An 18498-nucleotide genomic window follows, 5' to 3' on the forward strand; every position below is an offset into this window, starting at 1 on the left:
AAGGAATGTAAGCAGAAAATCAGCAAGGCACAGAAGCGGCATAAAGAGCTTGACGGGCTTGTGAAAAAGCTGTATGAAGATGTATGTTGTAAAGGGTAAGGCTAACCACCTTGCCAAATACAACATAGCTGCGGCTCATTTGTGGCAAAATGGCATAAGCAGTTGTGAGAAGGGCGGTGATACCGCAAAATCTGGTGTTTTCTGCGACTGCATTCAACATACCACCACAAAGGAGCTGATGACTATGGATTTAGGGCTGACCTACACAAAAATTGGCGATTACTATTACCCTGACATTGCCCCGTCAGACACCACCAAGTACGAAATCGGCTATTATGGCCGGAAACATGAGCGGTACTTAAAGGAACACCGCCCCAGCGTATGGGCAAGACTTGTTCTTACCGAGGGACTGCTCAGGCATCTCTATGAGGTCGATACCGCCTGCAATGAACAGATGGAATATCTCATCAAGGAGATTGCCAAGCGAGAGGGTGTGACCGAGGCCCTGAAAGCCGCCGATCCCATGACCTGGGTGGGATACATGAACAATATCCGCCACAGGGCGGAGGAAATCGTTCTCCACGATTTGGTGTACGCCTACTAAAGAGAAAATTGGACTGGACGGAACTGCTTCGGCGGTTCCGTCCTTTTTACGGCGATTTGTAAATTTTTTGTGAACGCCACAATTCGACTGCATAAAACACGCGAACTCTGTATGCTTATTGGGAAGTCCTCATGCAAATCCACAGCTGAATGACCGTCTGAACGAGATATGCTCCAGGGGAAGTGCGCCACGATATGAGCGCACCAATGGAGAGAACAACGCCGCCGTGCAAGCCGGGGGCAGGAACCACGTTTGGGAGGAACGGCAGATCACACGCAAATACATTCAGCGAAAGGGGGGAGATCATTGTGATGGATATCGCATTGGCGATAGTAGACATACTGGCGGGAAACCAGCACCCGCCTGCGCGAAAAAACCGTACCGATTGGAAGTGCAGGAAATGCGGCCTGACCGCAGGAAAGGAAAGAAATTATCAGCGAAGTTCAAAGGGAAAACTCCGTCGTTATATACCGGCGGATCGGGTCTACTACATACAAAGTGCGTATCCATTTCAGTGACACCACCCAGGAAAGCATGGAGGATAAAATTATCCGTTTAATTGGCAGCGAGACTATGGACATGGCCCCGGAATGTGGTATAATAATGATGCCACAAATGAGCCGTCAGCCTGAAGGGAGTACCACATGAGCAGGCAGACGGAGAAAATTACTGCCCTCTATGAGCGACTTAGTCGTGATGATGAGGCAATCGGGGACAGTAACTCGATTGTCAATCAAAAATTACAGTTGGAGAGCTACGCCGCCCAGCATGGCTTTACCAACTGCGTCCACTACACCGATGACGGCTGGTCCGGCGGCAACTTCGAGCGGCCCGACTGGAAACGGCTGATCGCGGACATTGAAGCCGGAAAGGTCGGTTGCGTCATCGCCAAGGACATGAGCAGAATTGGCCGTGACTATCTTCAAACTGGCTTCTATACCGAAGTCCTATTCCGGGAGAAGGGCGTCCGTTTCATTGCCATCGGCAACGGAGTGGACAGCGCAGACCAGAGTACAGGGGAGTTCGCCCCGTTCATCAATATTATGAGCGAGTGGTATCTGCGGGATTGCAGTCGAAAGCAGAAGGCGGCGTATCAGGCCAGAGGCAGGGCCGGCAAACCCACCACCAGCCACGCCATCTACGGCTACCGCAAAGACCCGGAGGATAAGCACCACTGGCTGATCGATGAAGAAGCTGCCGCTGTTGTCCGGCGTATTTTCCACCTGAGCATAGAGGGCTACGGCCCCAGCCAGATTGCCGGGATACTGCGGGATGATAAAATTGAGTGTCCTTCCGTCTACATGGGCAGGCGGGGGCAAGGGACACAGCGGAACAGCTTTGATGCCAGCCGCCCCTATGACTGGAATGGGACAAGCATTTCGCATATTCTTGGAAAACCGGAATATATGGGGCATACGGTCAATTTCCGGACGTACAAGGAGTCCTATAAGGACAAACACGCTATCAAGCGTCCACCGGAGGAATGGATGATTATCGAGAACACCCATGAGACCATCGTTGACCCGGAAACCTGGGAATTGGCTCAGCGGCTGCGCAAGACAGTAAGGCGCACAGACACCACCGGCGTTGCTAATCCGCTGACTGGTCTGCTCTATTGTGCCGACTGCGGGGCGAAAATGTATAACCACCGTGGCCGAGCGCAAGCCAGCAAAGAAAATCGCGGCAAAGACCCAGTGAGCGGCCTCTATCCCTACGACCACTACGATTGCTCTACTTATGCCCTGACATTTCGCCACACCAAGCAGGAGTGCTTTGGGCATTACATCAGTACCAAGGACATCCGGGCGCTGCTGCTGGACACCATCAGGACGGTCAGCACCTACGCCATCTCCAATGAGGCCGAGTTTATCGAAAGAGTCCGGGCGGCGTCCGAGGTCCGGCAGGCCCAGGCCGCAAAGGACTTGAAACGAAAACTCGCCAAAGACCGCAAGCATTCCAAAGAACTGGACGGCCTGATAAAGAAACTTTACGAGGCATATGCTGGCGAAAAAATTTCGGAAAAGCGGTTTGAGGTGCTGTCCGGCGAGTACGAGCGGGAACAAGAGGCATTGGAGGCGGCTATCGCCCAGGAACAGGCTGAACTGGATGCCTTTGAAGCGGACACCGCCAGAGTAGACCAGTTCCTGGAGCTGGCAAGGAAGTACACCGATTTCACCGTGCTGACCACGCCGATGATCTACGAGTTTGTAGATAAGATTCTCGTCCACGCGCCAGATCGCTCCAGCGGAGAACGCACCCAGGAAGTGGACATCTATCTGAAATTCATCGGCAAGTTTGATGTGCCTCTGCCAGAGCCGACGCCGGAAGAACTGGCGGAGATGGAAAAGATTCGCCAACGCCGGGCCAAAGGCCGTGAAAAGTGGCGTCGTGCGCAGGAGAGGAAAAAGCAGCAGGAACAGGAAAGTGCATAATCACGCCAAGGGGCGGTCTGCGATTGCGGACCGCTCCCTTTTATTCAAATCACGAAAGGATAATTGCTTGGAAAATACCCTTCCCCACTTTGATTACCGGCAATTCCAGCGTGTTCGCGGGCTGATGCATCAGTGCTGCAACAATGTCGATGGAAACTGTCTGCTGTTGGATGACGGCTGGGAACCATGCGTCTGCGTTCAAAGCATTTCCCGTTCTCTAATCTGCAAATATTTCCGGGCCGCAGTCCTGCCGCTGGACAGGGAATTGGAAACAGCTCTGCTTTACAAGAAGAAAAGCAAACGCTGCTGCCAGTGCGGGACGCTGTTCCGTCCAGGTTCCAACCGGGGGAAATACTGTCCCGACTGCGCCGCTGCTGTTCACCGCCAGCAAAAGGCCGAGAGCGAACGTCGGCGCAGGGCGAAGCGTGGACAATTAGGAGCTTGAAAGCCTTGTGCCACGGGGCTTTCGGAGTGGTCATGGGCAGAGGGCCGTATGATTACCTTACCCTGCCCCTACTTTTTCTTTTAGGAGGCATCTTTATTGTAGAAAACGGAAAACAAAAAGGCATCTATTTCAAGGTTTCTGAAAAAGAACGGGATTTGATTGAACAGAAAATGGCATTAGCAGGTGTCCATAATATGAGCGGTTATATCCGCAAAATGTCCATTGACGGTTACGTCATAAATCTGGAAATCCCAGAGCTGACGGAGTGCGCCAACCTGCTGCGCTACATCTCCAACAATGTCAACCAAATGGCCCGTCAAATGAATTCCGGCGGCTCGGTCTACCCTGACGAGGTGAATGACATTTGCACCAAGCAGGACGAAACCAACCGGCTGTTCGGGGACATTCTGGAACAACTTTCCCGATTGAAATGAGAGGCAGCATATGGCGACAACACGCCTGATGCCTCTCCATGCCGGGAAGGGCCGGACGGTGGCCGAGGCCCTAGGTAGAACCACCGACTATGTGAAAAATCCTGAGAAAACGGACGGTGGTGAACTGGTGTCGGCCTACCAATGCAATCCAGCCATCGTGGACCAGGAGTTTCTTTTTTCAAAGCGGCAATACGCCGCAATCACCGGGCGCAGCCAGAAGGAGCATGACGTGATTGCCTACCACTTGCGGCAATCTTTCAAGCCTGGGGAGATCACGCCAGAGCTGGCGAACAAGATCGGCTATGACCTGGCGATGTCGCTGACGAAGGGGAAACACGCTTTCATCGTCTGCACCCATGTGGACAAAGAGCATATCCACTCGCACATCGTGTTCAATTCGACCTCGCTGGACTGCTCTCGGAAGTTCAATAATTTCTGGGGCTCCTCCTTCGCCGTCCGAAAAATCTCTGACATTCTCTGCCTTGAAAATGGTCTGTCGGTAATCGAAAATCCGAAGCCCAGCCGGGGCAGCTACGGCAGCTGGCTGGGTAAGAAACCGCCCACCGTCCGGGAACAGTTGGAGCGGATGATTGACGCTGCTCTGACCGGCTGCAAAGATTTTGACAGCTTCCTGGCGGCACTGAAAGCGGCAGGCGTGGAGGTCAAGCGGGGCAAGCACCTGGCGTTCAAAATTCCCAGCGGCAAAAAGTTTATCCGCTGTTCCTCCCTGGGAGAGGACTACTCCGAAGAAGCCATTGTAGAGCGCATTTCCGGCAAGCGGATCGTTGCTCCAAAGGGAGAGCGGACAGCGCCCAATCTGCTGATCGACATTCAGTCGAAAATGCAGCAGGCCCGTTCTCCTGGCTATGAACGGTGGGCCAGTGTGTTCAATCTGAAAGAGATGGCAAAGACGCTGAACTACTTGCAGGGGCATGGTTTGCTGAAATATGCGGATTTGGAAAGTGCCTGCGATACTGCGGTTCAGAAATACCATGATTTCGCTGACCGCACGAAGGCCAACAGTGAGAGGATGAAGGATATCTCCGAGTTGCAAAAGCACATCGGGGCTTACCACAAGACCCGCGAAGTCTATGCCCAGTATCGCAAATTGCCTCCGAAAAAGCAAGCAGAATTTTACGCTGAACACGCTAGCGCAATAATTTCCTGTGAGGCAGCAAAGCGGTATTTTGATAGCTTGGGGCTGAAAAAACTGCCCTCTATCCAGTCGTTGAAACAGGAATATGCCGCTCTGCTGGCAGAGAACAAGAAGCTGTACCCAGACCAGAAAAAGGCCAAAGCGGAGATGATGGAGCTGCTCACGGTGAAGCACAATACCTCCAGAATTTTGGGACTGGCCGAAGAAGAAAAGAAGCGGGAACAGCGTCAGGAAGAACGATAATCTCTCGTTCCCCCGCAGGGCAGCAGACACCGAAGGTGGCTTAAAAGGACCGGCGCATCGCGCCGGTCCTTACGGGGGTTTGGGGGCGGTCAGCCACCAACAAGCTGGGGCCGGTATATACCGGTCCATTGCTTGCCGCTACTACCATCCTATTCCACGCCGGGGAAAAGGCGGCTACTTCCCTATCCATTTGATAAAAGTAGCTACTTTTTCCAGAGTTTCATTGTCCAGTTCCCGCATCTTCTCTCGGAGTTCAGAACGCAAAGAGTCTTTATCTTCCAGCCCCTCGAAAAATTCTGATGGACTGATTTCAAAATAGTCGATGATATTGAACAATTCCTTGACCGATGGCAGAGTTAGCCCATTGGTAATAGCGCGGATGTAGGAGCCGCCTCTGCCCAACTCCAGGCTTAATTTGTGTTCAGATATTCCTCGCTGTGTAAGCAATTCTGAAATGCGAGAGCGCAGAAAAGCAATATATCGTTCATTCGTGTCCATCGTACACCTCCGCTCTGCATATATAATATCTTACCCTTAATCAAAGCAGAGCGTTGATGTTTTCCACATAAAATATGGCCTTGTATTCGCCTGAATTGATGGTATAATCATAAATATTGAAGAAGAGTTTATGCTTATACCATGAAAACCATATGTAGGAGTGAATGAACCATGAAAATCTGCGCATTTACCGGCCATCGGCCAAAAAGTTTTTCCTGGGGCTATAACGAAAACGCCCCTGGCTGTGTGATGTTGAAAGAAGTCCTGGCGGCGCAGATTTCCGCGCTGGCAGAACGGGGCGTGACGGACTGGCTATCTGGCATGGCCCAGGGAACAGACCTCTGGTGCGCCCAGATCGTCCTTGACCTCAAAAAGAAAAATCCTGCGCTGAAGCTCCACGCTATCCTCCCCTGTAAAGGGCAGGAGAGCAAATGGCCAGCAGCAGCGCAGGCACTGTACCGCTCCATTCTGGAGCAGGCTGACGATGTTTTCTTTGTTGGCCGGGCTTACAGCCCAGACTGTATGTTGGAGCGCAACCGATACATGGTGAACCGGGCTTCTATCTTACTGGCTGTCTACAACGGAACCTACCGAAGCGGAACGGGGATGACGATGCGTTATGCCCAAAAGCTGGGGCGGGAGGTTATCATCATCGACCCGACCTCACGTCACATTACGTATAGACCCCCGGTTACAAAGTGAGTGACAACGCTGCCAAACTGTGCTATGATAGGAGCAGTTCAAAATGCGGAGGGCAAGGCTATGACAGATACAGAACGGCGCAACGCCGCCGCCCGATTTGCGGCAGACTGGAAGGGCCGGGGCGATGAAAAACAAGAGACACAGGCATTCTGGCTGGCACTTCTGCAAAAGATTTACGGTGTCGAGGAGCCGGAAAAATATATTTCCTTTGAGCTTCCCGTCAAACTGGATCACACCAGTTTTATTGACGGCTATATTGCGGATACCCGCGTCCTGATCGAGCAGAAGGGCCAGGATATCGACTTGAAAAAGGGCTACAAGCAGTCTGACGGCAGTATGCTGACGCCCTTCGGTCAGGCCCGCCGCTATGCCGGGTATCTGCCCCACGACCAAAACCCTCGCTGGATTATCGTCTGCAATTTCCAGACCTTTGAAATACACGACATGAATCGCCCCAATGACGAACCGGAAGTCCTCGCCCTTGCCGATTTGGAAAAAGAGTATCACCGGCTGGACTTCCTAGTGGACACTGGAAAGGAACACATCAAGAAGGAGATGGAAATTTCTCTCCAGGCTGGTGAACTGGTGGGCGTGCTGTACGATGCCCTTCTGAAACAGTATAAGGACCCCGGCAACCCAGAGACGCTGAAAAGTCTGAATAAACTCTGTGTCCGGCTGGTGTTCTGCCTTTACGCCGAGGATGCCGGTATCTTTGGAAGCAAGAGTATGTTCCATGACTACCTGGAGCATCACCGCACAGAGGACCGGCGGGCACTTATCAATCTGTTCCGGGTGCTGGACCAGGACATTCCCCAACGTGACGAATACATGGATGACGATCTCGCAGCGTTCCCCTATGTCAACGGCGGTCTGTTTGCAGATGAGGACATAACAATCCCCCGTCTGGGCGATGAAGTGATTGACCTTATCCTGCGACGTGCCAGCGAGGATTTTGATTGGAGCGACATTTCCCCCACCATCTTCGGTGCTGTATTTGAAAGTACACTGAACCCGGAGACCCGGCGTTCCGGCGGGATGCACTACACGTCCATCGAGAACATCCACAAGCTGATTGATCCCCTGTTCCTGGACGGCCTGAAAGCGGAGTTGGCAGAAATTCTGAAACGTCCAAAAGGTGACAGTTGGAGAAGCCGTTATTTGAAAGCGTTTCAAGAAAAGCTGGCTGGATTGAAATTCCTTGATCCGGCCTGCGGTTCGGGAAACTTCCTTACCGAAACCTATCTTTCTCTGCGCAGGCTGGAAAACGAAATCATTCGGGAGTTCTATCAGGGCGTGGAGGGACAGACCTCTTTGGGAAACATGATTGACAGCGAATTTTTGGGAATAAAAGTCTCCATTGGCCAGTTTTATGGAATTGAAATCAACGATTTTGCTGTAACAGTTGCCAAGACTGCCTTGTGGATTGCGGAAAGTCAGATGATGCGGGAGACAGAAAATATTGTGCATATGTCTCTTGATTTTCTACCGTTGAAATCCTACGCCAACATCACCGAGGCCAATGCCCTGCGGGAGGATTGGGAGCGCGTTGTACCAAAAAACGAACTGAATTACATCATAAGCAATCCGCCTTTCGTTGGCTACTCCCTTCAAAGCAAAGAGCAGAAGGACGATATTCTCTCCATCTATGTAGATGAGAAGGGCAAGCCCTATAAGACGGCGGGAAAAATCGACTACGTGTCCGGCTGGTATTTCAAAGCGGCACAGCTTATGAAAGGGACAAGCATCCGAACCGCTTTTGTGTCCACCAATTCCATCACCCAAGGGGAACAGGTGGCCGGAGTCTGGAAACCGCTCTATGATCGCTTTGGTATTCATATCGACTTTGCCCACCGGACATTTCGTTGGGACAGCGAGGCCAGCTTAAAGGCCCATGTGCATTGTGTAATCGTGGGATTTAGCGTTGCCGCAAACAGTCAAGAACGACGCCTATTTACATCTGAAAGAATGCAGATCGTTGAAAATATCAATGCCTACTTACTTGATGCTCCTAATGTTTTTATTGATAGCCGCTCTGTCGCCATTTGCAATATCCCGCAAATGGTGTATGGGAACAAGCCAACAGATGGGGGATTTCTGTTTCTTACTGCGGAAGAACGCGATGAACTTCTGAAAAAAGAACCAGCAACAGAGAAGTTTATCAGGCAAATTTATGGTGCTACCGAGTACATCAATAACAAAGCCCGTTATTGTCTTTGGCTTGTTGGGGCCTCTCCTGCCGAGTTACGGAAGTCTGCCTTTATCATGGAACGTGTGGAGCAAGTGAAGCAATTCCGATTGAACAGCACAAAGGCAGCAACACAAAAAAGTGCAGATACACCAACACTATTTCAGGAAATACGTCACCCAGATAGCGAGTATATTATTATTCCGCGTCACTCGTCAGAAACGCGCCGATATATTCCGTTTGGCTTTGTTTCACCTCAAATAGTTGTTAATGACGCAGTTCAAATTATCCCTGGAGCCGGAATATATCATTTTGGTATTATGATGTCGAATGTGCATATGGCTTGGACTAGGGCAGTCTGTGGACGTATCAAAAGTGATTATCGTTATTCCAAAGACGTTGTTTACAACAACTTCCCCTGGCCCATTCCTACCGATGCCCAGAAAGCAAAAATTGAGCAGACCGCCCAGGCCATTCTTGATGCCCGCGCTCTGTACCCGGACAGTAGCCTTGCCGATCTCTATGACGAGACTACCATGCCCCCGGAGCTGCGAAAAGCCCACCAGATGAACGACAAGGCGGTAATGCTGGCTTACGGTTTCTCCATTAAGGACATGACCGAGAGCAAGTGCGTAGCGGAGCTGATGCGGATGTATCAAAAACTGATTGAAAAATAAAACGACAAAAGGACAGTTCGTTATGGTAGATATTTTAGATCGGAGTGAAAGCGTTCAACAGATAATGGATTTGCTGAACACTCTAGCGGACGCGAGAAGCTCCTGCTCATTTGCCTTGAACGGAGAGTGGGGTGTAGGGAAATCCTTTATTCTGAGGATACTGGAGCAACAATTGAGGGAGTATCAAGATGGTGAAAAATTCATTGTGTTCCATTATAATTGCTGGCAATATGATTACTATGATGAGCCGCTGATTGCAATTGTCTCCGCAATGCTGGATAACATAGATGAGTATGTGCATCTCCTTCCCCAGAAAGTGCGAGAGGCCACAGGAAAAGGGCTTGTGGTTGCAAAACAGGTGTTGCAAAAAGTAGCACTTTCTTTTCTTGAGAATAAGATTGGAGTTGATTTCAGCGATTTTCCGGAAATTGTAGAGAAAATTCAAGACGAGACATCTGCTGCATTTGAGGAAGAGCATGGATACGATAATTATTATGCGTTTCACAAAAAAATGGAGCAAGCCAGAGCAGAATTGTCAAAAATCGCTGAAGGCCAAACACTTGTGATTGTTGTGGACGAACTTGACCGTTGCCTTCCTGATTATGCAATCAAGACGCTGGAACGATTGCACCATTTATTTGCTGGGCTTAACAATACCATTGTGCTTATGGCCCTTGACAAAATGCAGTTAGAAAATACTATTAAGCAAATTTTCGGGGAGAACGTTAATTGTGATGCGTATTTGAAAAAATTTGTTGACTTTGAATTAAAGATAGGAATTGGAACTGTAAACAGCAGTTTTTTGGAAAAGTTTAGTGAATATATATCACTTTTTGACGAAAATATATTAGAACCTTGGACAGATTTGTATGAGTTTATTACGGCTCTATTTTCACAAATTGAAATCCGCCAACAGGAACATTTGATTAAAAAGGCACAAATGATACATCAGCTTTTATTCAGCACACAACCTAAAAAGGATTATTCGTTTCTTTGCTTTGAACTCTTAATGGTAGTCTTATCCGAAAACTCCGATGCTAAAAATGTTGCTCCTCTTCATTATGTTGAGATTAGAAGCCCTGGTAGTTATAACGACTATAAGCTCAAAATCGAAGATAACCTCCCTGACGCTTTAGCTACCTACATCAAAGAGCATTGGCTCTATCAGATTGGAGTGCTTCAAACAGGCACTGAACATTATCCCATGTATAATGGAACCCTAGATATTCCGCTGCTGATAATTGGATATTCAGAACTGGTTTACAACGAGAAGGGCATACTTAGTCATCACCAAGAATACAGCAAGTATGCCGAGTACATTGATGATTTCAACGCTGTAAAACGAATGTTGGAAATTATCGATTAGCATGAACATAGGCATATTGTGGAATGTTTACCTTCTACAATATGCCTGTGCTTTACCACGGTAAAGTTGACTAATCCTTCATTGTTGACACCGATATTATTTATGTCTCCATTTCCGTGAAATTTACCCTTGACAAAAGCTCTCTGAGGGCAACGCCACGGGCAAGATACCCGACAAGCATTTTACCCGTCTGCTGAATGAGTATGACGAGGAACAGACCGGGCTGGAAACGTCCATAGCGGAATGGCAAAGGCAGATAGAGAGCTGGAACGCCGACAAGCTGAAAACAGACCAGTTTATCCAGCTTGTGAAACGCTATACTGATTTTTCCGAACTCACAACGCCCATGCTCAACGAGTTTATTGAAAAAGTGATTGTGCATGAGGGCGAGGGGCGGGGGAATGACCGCCGCCAGCGGATAGACATTTATTTAAACTTTATCGGCGCATTTGAAGTACCCGCCCATATCGTCACCCCGGCAGAGGTGGAGGAACAACGCCGCCAGCAGGAGGAACAGGCGGCAAAGGAAGCCCGTTCAAAGGAGCTGGAAAAGGCGCGGTATGAGAAGCGCAAGGCAGAGAAACGGGCATTTACCGCAAGGAAAAAAGCGGGGCTTCTCACCCCGGAGGAACAGGAAGCCGAGGAAAAGCGGCTTGCACATAACCGGGAGTGGCAAAAGGAATGGCGGGAGAAACGCAAAGCCACAGAGCCGCCCAAGCCGCCTAAGAAGAAATCACTAAAGGAGCTTATGGAGATTGAAAAGACCGGGGCAGAGCTTACGCCGGAGGAAACGGAACGGCTTGCAGAACACCGCCGGAAAAAAGCCGCACAGCATAAGGCGTGGCGCGAAAAGCAGAAAGCCGGACAGCCAAAGACAAGAACACTCAAAGAGCTTGCCGCCGCCCAAAAAGAGGGGGAAGCCTTAACGCCGGAGGAATCGGAACGTCTGGAAGCCCATAGAAGCCGGAAAAAGATAGCAAGGGAAAAACTGGTACGGCAAGCCGAAACTGACCCGGAAGCGGCGGCAGAACTGGCAAAGCAGAGGGCGTATTCTTCCGAAGCCACCAAGAAATCCCGGCAGAAAATGTATGAGGAAGCCGCCACTGGAAACCCCGAAGCGGTGGAACGCTATGAGAATTATCTTGCCGCAAGGAGGGAAGCATACCACAGGAAAAAACAGGAAGCGGAACGAACCGCATAAGAACTGAAAAACAAAGGGCGCATTGTGGAAATGTGCATAACAGGCTATGGAATCATGGATAACTCTGTTCACAGCACATGGAAAAGCGAAAGAGCAGCTTTCCCACGTCCTGCAAACAGAGTTACCCACAATTCCATAAGCAGCCAGTTATACACATTACGGCACAATGCCGACGACTACGGAATCCCTCTCATTCCTTATATCCTTAATGACATAAGAACATACATTATTCCCTTGTAATACTCTCAATTTCTCGCTGATAAAATTCAATCTTTTCATCTAATTTTTTCATGTGTTCCTGTAATTGATTGATTTGTTCGTTAAGGGCTTTTCGATGAGAAATGAGCATTTCCATTCTTTCAGACAAAGTAGGCTCACCCTTTGCACGTAATTCAGCGTAATGCTGGATTTCTTTGATTGGCATACCCGTGTCTTTTAGACGCTTGATAAAATCAATCCAAGCGAGGTCTTTATCAGTATAGCAACGGCGGTTACTGGAATTGCGCCCCGGTGTGATTAAATGCTCATGCTCATAATAGCGCAAGGTATGTATTCCTAAGTTTGTCAGCTTTGAAAATTCACCTATGGAATATTCCAAAAAAATCACTTCCTATCTCTTGACATAGAGTTTACTCTACATTGTATGCTTGCATTATATCAAAAACAAGGAGGCTTTGTAAATGGTTCACAACACAGAAAAATATACCGTGATTACTGGGGCAAGTTCGGGTATTGGGTATGAAACAGCAAAAGCATTTGCAGGACGTGGCAGCAATTTAATTTTAGTAGCCCGCAGAAAGGATAGACTTGAAGCATTGAATCAAGAGATTTTATCGTGCTATCCAGCACTGAATATTATCATCAAGGCTACAGACCTATCTATTTCCGACAATGTTTTTCGGCTGTATGAAGAAATTAAAGAGTATCCGTTGCAGACATGGATTAACAATGCTGGTTTCGGAAACTACGATACCGTAAGCCATCAAGACTTGAACAAAATCAGACAAATGCTTCACTTAAACGTGGAAGCCCTCACGGTTCTTTCTTCACTGTTTGTACGAGATTTCAAAGATGTAGAGGGAACACAGCTTATCAATATTTCTTCTGCTGGTGGCTATACGATTGTACCTACTGCTATTACTTATTGCGCGGCTAAATTTTATGTCAGCACGTTTACAGAGGGATTAGCATGGGAATTAAAGGAGAATGGCTGCAAAATGCAAGCAAAAGTATTAGCTCCAGCAGCAACTAAGACGGAATTTGGAAAAGTCGCTAATAATGTAACCGAATATGACTATGATAAGACCTTTGGCACATATCATACCAGCGCACAGGTAGCTGAATTTTTGCTTAAACTTTATGATAGTGATAAAGCGGTAGGTGTAGTGAATAGGGAAAATTTTATATTCGAGCTTAAAGAGCCACAATTTGATTATGCGGGGAACTCCAATCATAATCAAAATATTGAAAAATAAAGGAAATTATAAATCTGTCAGCTCGAAAAGTTTGGGAAATGCAAAACATTATGTTTTCTATTGTCGAATTATGAGATAATGCGTATAATAGCAAAGCGAGGAGGTTTTGCTAATGAAAATGCGTACAGAATATACTTGTCCTTTAGAACTTGTGCATGACATGATAAAGGGGAAGTGGAAGCCGATTATATTATGGCGGCTACGTTTAGGGGCTACTTCTCTTGCGAAGCTGGAAAGAGATATAGACGGAATTACACAAAAAATGCTGTTAGAGCATTTGAAAGAACTGATTGAATACGGATTTATTGAAAAGAAATCTTTTGAGGGCTATCCCCTTCATGTTGAGTATTCATTGACAGAAGATATGGGGGCGCAGATATTAGAAGCATTGAGAATCATGCAGCACATAGGGATTGACTACCTAAAGAGAAATGGAATGGAGCACATCTTAGAGGAAAAAGGTGTTATTCCAGATTGACACCCACAAAAAAGTGGGTAATTTACGATTCATAATCGGCTGCTTATAATATTTCCATAAAATTGATTGGAGGTATTGAACATGAATGTAACAAGCAGCGGAATTATTAACGGCATTATACAGCCCCAATATGGAGGACGTGGAACACAATTTAATGAGAACCACATCCCTACCTTTTCTTTGCCTTTTAAGGTGGAAAACGCACCCGAAAAAACCGTATCACTTGCGATAGTATTGGAGGACAAGGACGCTTACCCGGTAACAGGCGGCTTTGCGTGGATACATTGGCTTGCGGCAAACATAACCCGTTTTGAGATAAAGGATAATGAAAGCCAGACCGCAACGGATTTTGTACAGGGAAGAAATAGCTGGACGAGCATACAAGGTGGGGAACAGTCTATTGAATTATCTTCTTACTACGGTGGTATGACACCGCCCGACCAGCCGCATATTTATGAACTTCATGTATATGCAATAGATGAAATATTAGATATAGGTCAAGGCTTTTTGTTGAATGAGCATCACCGGGCAATGGAGGGACATATATTAGCGCAATATACGCTCAAAGGTATTTATGAAAACTAACTTTGTGAGAGTTGGAGGACGCACAGGAAAAACTGTAATAGCCGTTTTCTCTTGCTTTCTTATTGACACTTTAAGAGAAAACGGCATTCCGTTTTATGCTGCTATTGCTGCTATATTGTGCATACAGCATAATTTAAAAGATAGTCTTAATGCCGCTTTAACCCGTGAAATTGCAACGGTAATTGGTGGAATTTTCGGAATGGTGATTTTGTCTTTTGAAAAGAATATATATCGCATTCCTAATGATTTACTAAGGTATTTGTTCTTATCATTTTTGCTTATACCAATTATCAATTTCTCTGTATTGATAAAACAGGAGAAAGGAACATTTCTTATGTGTGTTGTCTTTCTTTGTATCACAGCAACGCACGGAAATGATGAAAGCCCTCTAGCTTTTGCTATTGACCGGATTATTGATACTACAATCGGTATTGTTGTTGCCCTACTTATAAATCAATTTCCAAAAACAAAAATGTAACTATTAACCAAGCACCACCCCATGTGGGAGAAAGGAGGATTTTTCTATGGCTTGTACAGAAGCATACAGGGAACACATCATGTATTCTTTCAACGCCTTTTGCAAAGTTGTCATACGCTATGCCGCTATAAACGCATGGCGCGACAGGAACAGACGGCGGCAAAAAGAAATATCCTTTGAATACCTCACAGAAGAAAAGTTCTACCCTCTAAGCACATCAGACGAATTTCTCAAATCACCTTACGAACAATACCCCGTTACGATATGCGGTCAGACAATCATGCTCACCAATGGGGAGCTTGCCGCCGCCCTGTTATCTCTGCCAGAGAAAAAGAGGGAAATCATTTACCTTTACTTTTTCGGGAATTACACACAGCAGGAAATCGCGGATTTATACGGGCAATGCAAGAGTACGGCATGGCATTATATCCACAGTGCCTTGCAGTTGTTGCAGGAGGAAATGGAGGTGCTTTTACATGGGGAATCCTAACCTTATACCGTATGAAACCATTGTCCGGGCAACCAGCGGAGAGCCGGAAGCCGTGGACGAGGTTTTACGGCATTACAGCAAGAGAATCCGCTTTGCCGCCCTTGAAAACGGACACGTCAACATAGACACCGAGGACAGCATAAAACAGCGGCTTATCACCGCCCTGTTCCAGTTCCGTTTTGACTGAAAAGGACTGCATAACGGGAGGTGGTATTTGTCGGGAAAATAGTCATGCTTACATTCAGCGACACCGAAGAAAAAGCGGTTGAGAAAGCCATAGCCGCCCTTGCCGATATGATACCGCTGGAAGCCATACAGCCGCCCCACTCCCCGGCGCTTACTTTTCCGGGATTGGAAATCAGACTACACCAACGCCGGGTACTGAAAAACGGGATTGACGTTTCCCTCACCCGTCTGGAATACGGCGCACTCTGCTGTCTTGCCGCCAGTCCGGGGCGGGTGTTCACAAAGGCGCAAATATTTGAAGCCGTGTGGAGCATGGAAAGCGAAAGCTGCCAGTCAAACGTGGCAAATGTGATATGCAATCTACGGAAAAAGATAGAGCCGGACAGCCGCCGCCCCACCTACATAAAGACCGTTTTAGGCATAGGCTACAAGTTTACTTCCGGGGAATAGCAACAGGATAACCGCCGCTATTGGCGAAGATACGAAACAGGAAATCAAGGAAAAAGGTTTCCTGTTTTTTTGCGCCCATTTTGCTTATTTCCGGCTTTACTGTATGGGAAAATACCGCCGCAAAATTGGCAGAATCCACGCCACTCAAGCCGGGGGAAAACGGCGAAAGCCAGCACAGCGGAATCCGTCAGTTACTAAGAGCAAGATTCTACCACAGTACCAAATTTCGCCTATCGGCTCATTTTGTCCTATGGGAATCTTGTTGGGGTTGCCACCCCAAGCCCGCCTTTTTGCGGCTTGCGCCGCTTATGATTACCGCCGCTTTTGCGGCAAGTGAAAGGAGGTTCACAGCCATGAAAAGATACAACACGCCCCACCGCCACCGGGTAATCAAGACACGCTTGACCGAGGAAGAATACGCCGAGTTTTCCGAACGTGTCACCCTCTGCAAAATGAGCCAAGCCGAATTTATCCGGCAAGCCCTTATCAAGTCAAGAATACGCCCGGTTATCACTGTTTCCCCGGTCAATGATGAATTACTCTCTGCCGTTGGGAAACTCACAGCCGAATACGGAAAAATCGGCGGCAACTTGAACCAGATTGCCCGCTGTCTGAACGAGTACGGCGCACCTTATAACGCCCTCTCAAAAGAGGTACGAGCCGCCACAGCGGAGCTTGCCGCCTTGAAGTTTGAAGTTTTGCAGAAAGTAGGTGAAGCCGTTGGCAACATTCAAACATATCAGCTCTAAAAATGCCGACTATGGGGCGGCTGAACAGTACCTAACCTTTAAGCATGACGAGTTTACCATGAAGCCCACACTGGACGGAAACGGGCGGCTTGTTCTCCGTGACGATTACCGCATTTCCTCTCTGAATTGCGGTGAGGAAGATTTTGCAATCGCCTGTATGCGCTCCAATCTGAAATACGGCAAGAACCAGAAACGGGAGGACGTAAAGAGCCACCATTACATTATCAGTTTTGACCCCCGTGACGCACCAGACAACGGCTTGACCGTAGACCGGGCGCAAGCGTTGGGCGAGGAATTTTGCAAGACGCATTTTCCCGGACACCAAGCCCTTGTCTGCACCCACCCGGACGGGCATAACCACAGCGGAAATATTCATGTGCATATCGTCATAAACAGTTTGCGGATTGCCGAAGTGCCGCTATTGCCCTACATGGAAAGACCAGCCGACACAAGGGAGGGCTGCAAACACCGCTGTACGGACGCAGCTATGGAATATTTCAAAGCGGAAGTAATGGAGATGTGCCACCGGGAAAATCTCTATCAGATTGATTTACTCCACGGGAGCAAGAACCGTGTCACCGAGAGGGAGTATTGGGCGAAACGGAAAGGACAAGCCGCACTGGATAAAGAGAACGCTTCCCAAGCCGCCACAGGAGAGCCGCCCAAACAGACCAAGTTTGAAACCGACAAGGAGAAGCTACGGCGCACAATCCGCACCGCCCTGTCCTCTGCCGTTTCCTTTGAGGATTTTTCCGGGAAGCTGCTACAACAGGGCGTGACCGTCAAGGAGAGCCGGGGGAGATTATCGTATCTCACGCCGGACAGGACGAAGCCCATCACCGCCCGGAAATTAGGTGATGATTTTGACCGTGCCGCCGTACTGGAAGCACTCACCCAAAACGCACAGAACGCCGCCAGAGCCGCCGAAACGCCCCTACCCAGACAGGAATACCCACGCAGCATAAAAGACCGCTTACAGCGCAACAAAGCCGCCATAAACGCCCCGAAAAATGACGGAGTACAACGCATGGTAGATATAGCCGCCAAGAAAGCCGAGGGCAAGGGGCGGGGCTATGAAAAGTGGGCGACCTTGCACAACTTGAAGCAAATGGCGGCTACCATGAGCATTTACGAAGAATCCGGCTTTTCTTCCCCGGAAGAACTGGAAGCCGCCCTTGCCGCCGCCAGCGCGGAGCTGTCAAACGTCCATGCGGAACTGAAAGCCGTGGAAAGCACTTTACGGGAGAAAAAGGACTTACAGAAACAGCTATTGGCGTACATCAAGACCAAGCCCGCCCGTGACGGGCTGAAAGCACAGAAAACAGAGAAAGCCCGCAGGAACTATCGGGAGCAGCACGAAAGCGATTTTATCATAGCCGAAGCTGCCACCCGGTTTTTTAAGGCACAGGCAATCCAAAAGCTGCCAGCGTCCAAGACCTTACAAGCGGAGATTGAGCAGCTTATGAGGGAGAAGAACAGCCTTTACAACGAGTACCGGGAAAAGAGGGAACGCACAAAGGAATTGCAGACCGTCAAGGGCAACATTGAGCAGATTTTAAAGCGAGAGCCGGAGCGCAGAAAGGGGCGGGAAAATGAACGGTAAACGCCCCTACATGGACTACCCACAGTACAGAGCCGCCCGCCGCCTTGTGCATGAGTGCTGC

At 48.4% G+C, this 18498-nt stretch carries 21 protein-coding genes; 19 read left to right on the forward strand and 2 right to left on the reverse strand.

All coding sequences use genetic code 11. The features are described from left to right. The first annotated feature begins 244 nt into the window (after positions 1 to 244). From D1646_RS04725 to D1646_RS04750, 6 genes are all read left to right on the forward strand, one after another. Entirely contained in the window at positions 245 to 604 is a 360-nt protein-coding gene (locus D1646_RS04725; RefSeq protein ID WP_243111269.1) for a TnpV protein, read from the forward strand. Positions 605 to 1081: 477 nt separating this feature from the next. Beyond that, on the forward strand, positions 1082 to 1252 hold the full coding sequence (locus D1646_RS04730) for a transposon-encoded TnpW family protein (RefSeq protein WP_347565132.1): 171 nt from the start codon (positions 1082 to 1084) through the stop codon (positions 1250 to 1252). Continuing rightward, positions 1249 to 3036 carry a DUF4368 domain-containing protein gene (locus D1646_RS04735; protein WP_160635352.1) on the forward strand — a complete coding sequence of 596 codons (1788 nt, stop codon included), beginning with the start codon at positions 1249 to 1251 and terminating at the stop codon, positions 3034 to 3036. Before D1646_RS04730 ends, D1646_RS04735 begins: the two co-directional genes overlap by 4 nt. A 67-nt stretch (positions 3037 to 3103) precedes the next feature. Beyond that, positions 3104 to 3481 (forward strand): cysteine-rich VLP protein, encoded by a 378-nt coding sequence (locus D1646_RS04740; protein WP_347565131.1) that lies wholly within the window; start codon positions 3104 to 3106, stop codon positions 3479 to 3481. A 215-nt stretch (positions 3482 to 3696) separates the two neighbouring features. Next, the gene (mobC, locus tag D1646_RS23650) at positions 3697 to 3915 is read left to right on the forward strand and encodes a plasmid mobilization relaxosome protein MobC (RefSeq protein ID WP_279279918.1); all 219 of its coding nucleotides are present in this window, start codon (positions 3697 to 3699) and stop codon (positions 3913 to 3915) included. 10 nt (positions 3916 to 3925) lie between these two features. Then, positions 3926 to 5314, forward strand: a complete 1389-nt coding sequence (locus D1646_RS04750) for a relaxase/mobilization nuclease domain-containing protein (protein WP_160635354.1) — start codon at positions 3926 to 3928, stop codon at positions 5312 to 5314. A 174-nt stretch (positions 5315 to 5488) separates the two neighbouring features. Here the strand turns inward: D1646_RS04750 and D1646_RS04755 are convergent, their stop codons facing one another. Next, complete coding sequence (locus D1646_RS04755) at positions 5489 to 5812, reverse strand: helix-turn-helix transcriptional regulator (protein ID WP_160635355.1); 324 nt, start codon at positions 5810 to 5812, stop codon at positions 5489 to 5491. Positions 5813 to 5983: 171 nt separating this feature from the next. Here D1646_RS04755 and D1646_RS04760 point away from each other — a divergent pair, with 171 nt between their 5' ends. The 4 genes from D1646_RS04760 to D1646_RS04775 all read left to right on the forward strand — a co-directional run bounded on the left by D1646_RS04760 (position 5984) and on the right by D1646_RS04775 (position 11943). Further along, positions 5984 to 6514 (forward strand): SLOG family protein, encoded by a 531-nt coding sequence (locus tag D1646_RS04760; RefSeq protein ID WP_160635356.1) that lies wholly within the window; start codon positions 5984 to 5986, stop codon positions 6512 to 6514. A gap of 60 nt (positions 6515 to 6574) precedes the next feature. Next, the gene (locus D1646_RS04765) at positions 6575 to 9376 is read left to right on the forward strand and encodes a class I SAM-dependent DNA methyltransferase (protein ID WP_160635357.1); all 2802 of its coding nucleotides are present in this window, start codon (positions 6575 to 6577) and stop codon (positions 9374 to 9376) included. Between the two features lie 22 nt (positions 9377 to 9398). Then, a complete protein-coding gene (locus D1646_RS04770; RefSeq protein WP_160635358.1) occupies positions 9399 to 10742 on the forward strand; it encodes a P-loop NTPase fold protein in 1344 nt (447 codons plus the stop codon). A 256-nt stretch (positions 10743 to 10998) separates the two neighbouring features. Continuing rightward, entirely contained in the window at positions 10999 to 11943 is a 945-nt protein-coding gene (locus D1646_RS04775) for a DUF4368 domain-containing protein (protein WP_347565133.1), read from the forward strand. Between the two features lie 226 nt (positions 11944 to 12169). Here D1646_RS04775 and D1646_RS04780 read toward each other — a convergent pair whose 3' ends face one another. After that, positions 12170 to 12541: a MerR family transcriptional regulator gene (locus D1646_RS04780; RefSeq protein WP_160635359.1), complete on the reverse strand. Its 372-nt coding sequence runs from the start codon at positions 12539 to 12541 to the stop codon at positions 12170 to 12172. Between the two features lie 82 nt (positions 12542 to 12623). Between D1646_RS04780 and D1646_RS04785 the strand changes: the two genes are divergently transcribed. From D1646_RS04785 to D1646_RS04825, 9 genes are all read left to right on the forward strand, one after another. Beyond that, positions 12624 to 13418, forward strand: a complete 795-nt coding sequence (locus D1646_RS04785; protein WP_160635360.1) for an SDR family NAD(P)-dependent oxidoreductase — start codon at positions 12624 to 12626, stop codon at positions 13416 to 13418. Between the two features lie 112 nt (positions 13419 to 13530). Continuing rightward, a complete protein-coding gene (locus D1646_RS04790) occupies positions 13531 to 13896 on the forward strand; it encodes a helix-turn-helix domain-containing protein (protein ID WP_160635361.1) in 366 nt (121 codons plus the stop codon). An 81-nt stretch (positions 13897 to 13977) separates the two neighbouring features. Continuing rightward, positions 13978 to 14481: a YbhB/YbcL family Raf kinase inhibitor-like protein gene (locus D1646_RS04795; protein ID WP_160635362.1), complete on the forward strand. Its 504-nt coding sequence runs from the start codon at positions 13978 to 13980 to the stop codon at positions 14479 to 14481. Beyond that, positions 14471 to 14959, forward strand: coding sequence for an aromatic acid exporter family protein (locus D1646_RS04800; protein ID WP_160635363.1), 489 nt, complete (start codon positions 14471 to 14473; stop codon positions 14957 to 14959). Before D1646_RS04795 ends, D1646_RS04800 begins: the two co-directional genes overlap by 11 nt. A gap of 46 nt (positions 14960 to 15005) precedes the next feature. Further along, a complete protein-coding gene (locus D1646_RS04805; RefSeq protein WP_160635364.1) occupies positions 15006 to 15449 on the forward strand; it encodes a sigma factor-like helix-turn-helix DNA-binding protein in 444 nt (147 codons plus the stop codon). Continuing rightward, the gene (locus D1646_RS04810; protein ID WP_016303734.1) at positions 15436 to 15636 is read left to right on the forward strand and encodes a helix-turn-helix domain-containing protein; all 201 of its coding nucleotides are present in this window, start codon (positions 15436 to 15438) and stop codon (positions 15634 to 15636) included. Before D1646_RS04805 ends, D1646_RS04810 begins: the two co-directional genes overlap by 14 nt. A gap of 44 nt (positions 15637 to 15680) precedes the next feature. Then, positions 15681 to 16085 carry a response regulator transcription factor gene (locus D1646_RS04815; RefSeq protein ID WP_160635365.1) on the forward strand — a complete coding sequence of 135 codons (405 nt, stop codon included), beginning with the start codon at positions 15681 to 15683 and terminating at the stop codon, positions 16083 to 16085. A 353-nt stretch (positions 16086 to 16438) separates the two neighbouring features. Next, complete coding sequence (locus D1646_RS04820; protein WP_160635369.1) at positions 16439 to 16834, forward strand: plasmid mobilization relaxosome protein MobC; 396 nt, start codon at positions 16439 to 16441, stop codon at positions 16832 to 16834. Then, positions 16806 to 18437 carry a relaxase/mobilization nuclease domain-containing protein gene (locus tag D1646_RS04825; protein ID WP_160635366.1) on the forward strand — a complete coding sequence of 544 codons (1632 nt, stop codon included), beginning with the start codon at positions 16806 to 16808 and terminating at the stop codon, positions 18435 to 18437. The genes D1646_RS04820 and D1646_RS04825 overlap by 29 nt, the downstream gene beginning before the upstream one ends. Positions 18438 to 18498: the final 61 nt, after the last annotated feature.

It is taken from the genome of Pseudoflavonifractor sp. 60 (genome assembly GCF_009911645.1).
In the GTDB taxonomy this organism is placed as follows: domain Bacteria; phylum Bacillota; class Clostridia; order Oscillospirales; family Oscillospiraceae; genus Lawsonibacter.

Coding starts and splice junctions, on each gene's coding strand:
- D1646_RS04725 (WP_243111269.1), top strand. CDS start 245: ATGGATTTAGGGCTGACCTACACAAAAATTGGCGATTACTATTACCCT.
- D1646_RS04735 (WP_160635352.1), top strand. CDS start 1,249: ATGAGCAGGCAGACGGAGAAAATTACTGCCCTCTATGAGCGACTTAGT.
- mobC (WP_279279918.1), top strand. CDS start 3,697: ATGTCCATTGACGGTTACGTCATAAATCTGGAAATCCCAGAGCTGACG.
- D1646_RS04750 (WP_160635354.1), top strand. CDS start 3,926: ATGGCGACAACACGCCTGATGCCTCTCCATGCCGGGAAGGGCCGGACG.
- D1646_RS04755 (WP_160635355.1), bottom strand. CDS start 5,812: ATGGACACGAATGAACGATATATTGCTTTTCTGCGCTCTCGCATTTCA.
- D1646_RS04760 (WP_160635356.1), top strand. CDS start 5,984: ATGAAAATCTGCGCATTTACCGGCCATCGGCCAAAAAGTTTTTCCTGG.
- D1646_RS04765 (WP_160635357.1), top strand. CDS start 6,575: ATGACAGATACAGAACGGCGCAACGCCGCCGCCCGATTTGCGGCAGAC.
- D1646_RS04770 (WP_160635358.1), top strand. CDS start 9,399: ATGGTAGATATTTTAGATCGGAGTGAAAGCGTTCAACAGATAATGGAT.
- D1646_RS04785 (WP_160635360.1), top strand. CDS start 12,624: ATGGTTCACAACACAGAAAAATATACCGTGATTACTGGGGCAAGTTCG.
- D1646_RS04790 (WP_160635361.1), top strand. CDS start 13,531: ATGAAAATGCGTACAGAATATACTTGTCCTTTAGAACTTGTGCATGAC.
- D1646_RS04795 (WP_160635362.1), top strand. CDS start 13,978: ATGAATGTAACAAGCAGCGGAATTATTAACGGCATTATACAGCCCCAA.
- D1646_RS04800 (WP_160635363.1), top strand. CDS start 14,471: ATGAAAACTAACTTTGTGAGAGTTGGAGGACGCACAGGAAAAACTGTA.
- D1646_RS04805 (WP_160635364.1), top strand. CDS start 15,006: ATGGCTTGTACAGAAGCATACAGGGAACACATCATGTATTCTTTCAAC.
- D1646_RS04810 (WP_016303734.1), top strand. CDS start 15,436: ATGGGGAATCCTAACCTTATACCGTATGAAACCATTGTCCGGGCAACC.
- D1646_RS04815 (WP_160635365.1), top strand. CDS start 15,681: ATGCTTACATTCAGCGACACCGAAGAAAAAGCGGTTGAGAAAGCCATA.
- D1646_RS04820 (WP_160635369.1), top strand. CDS start 16,439: ATGAAAAGATACAACACGCCCCACCGCCACCGGGTAATCAAGACACGC.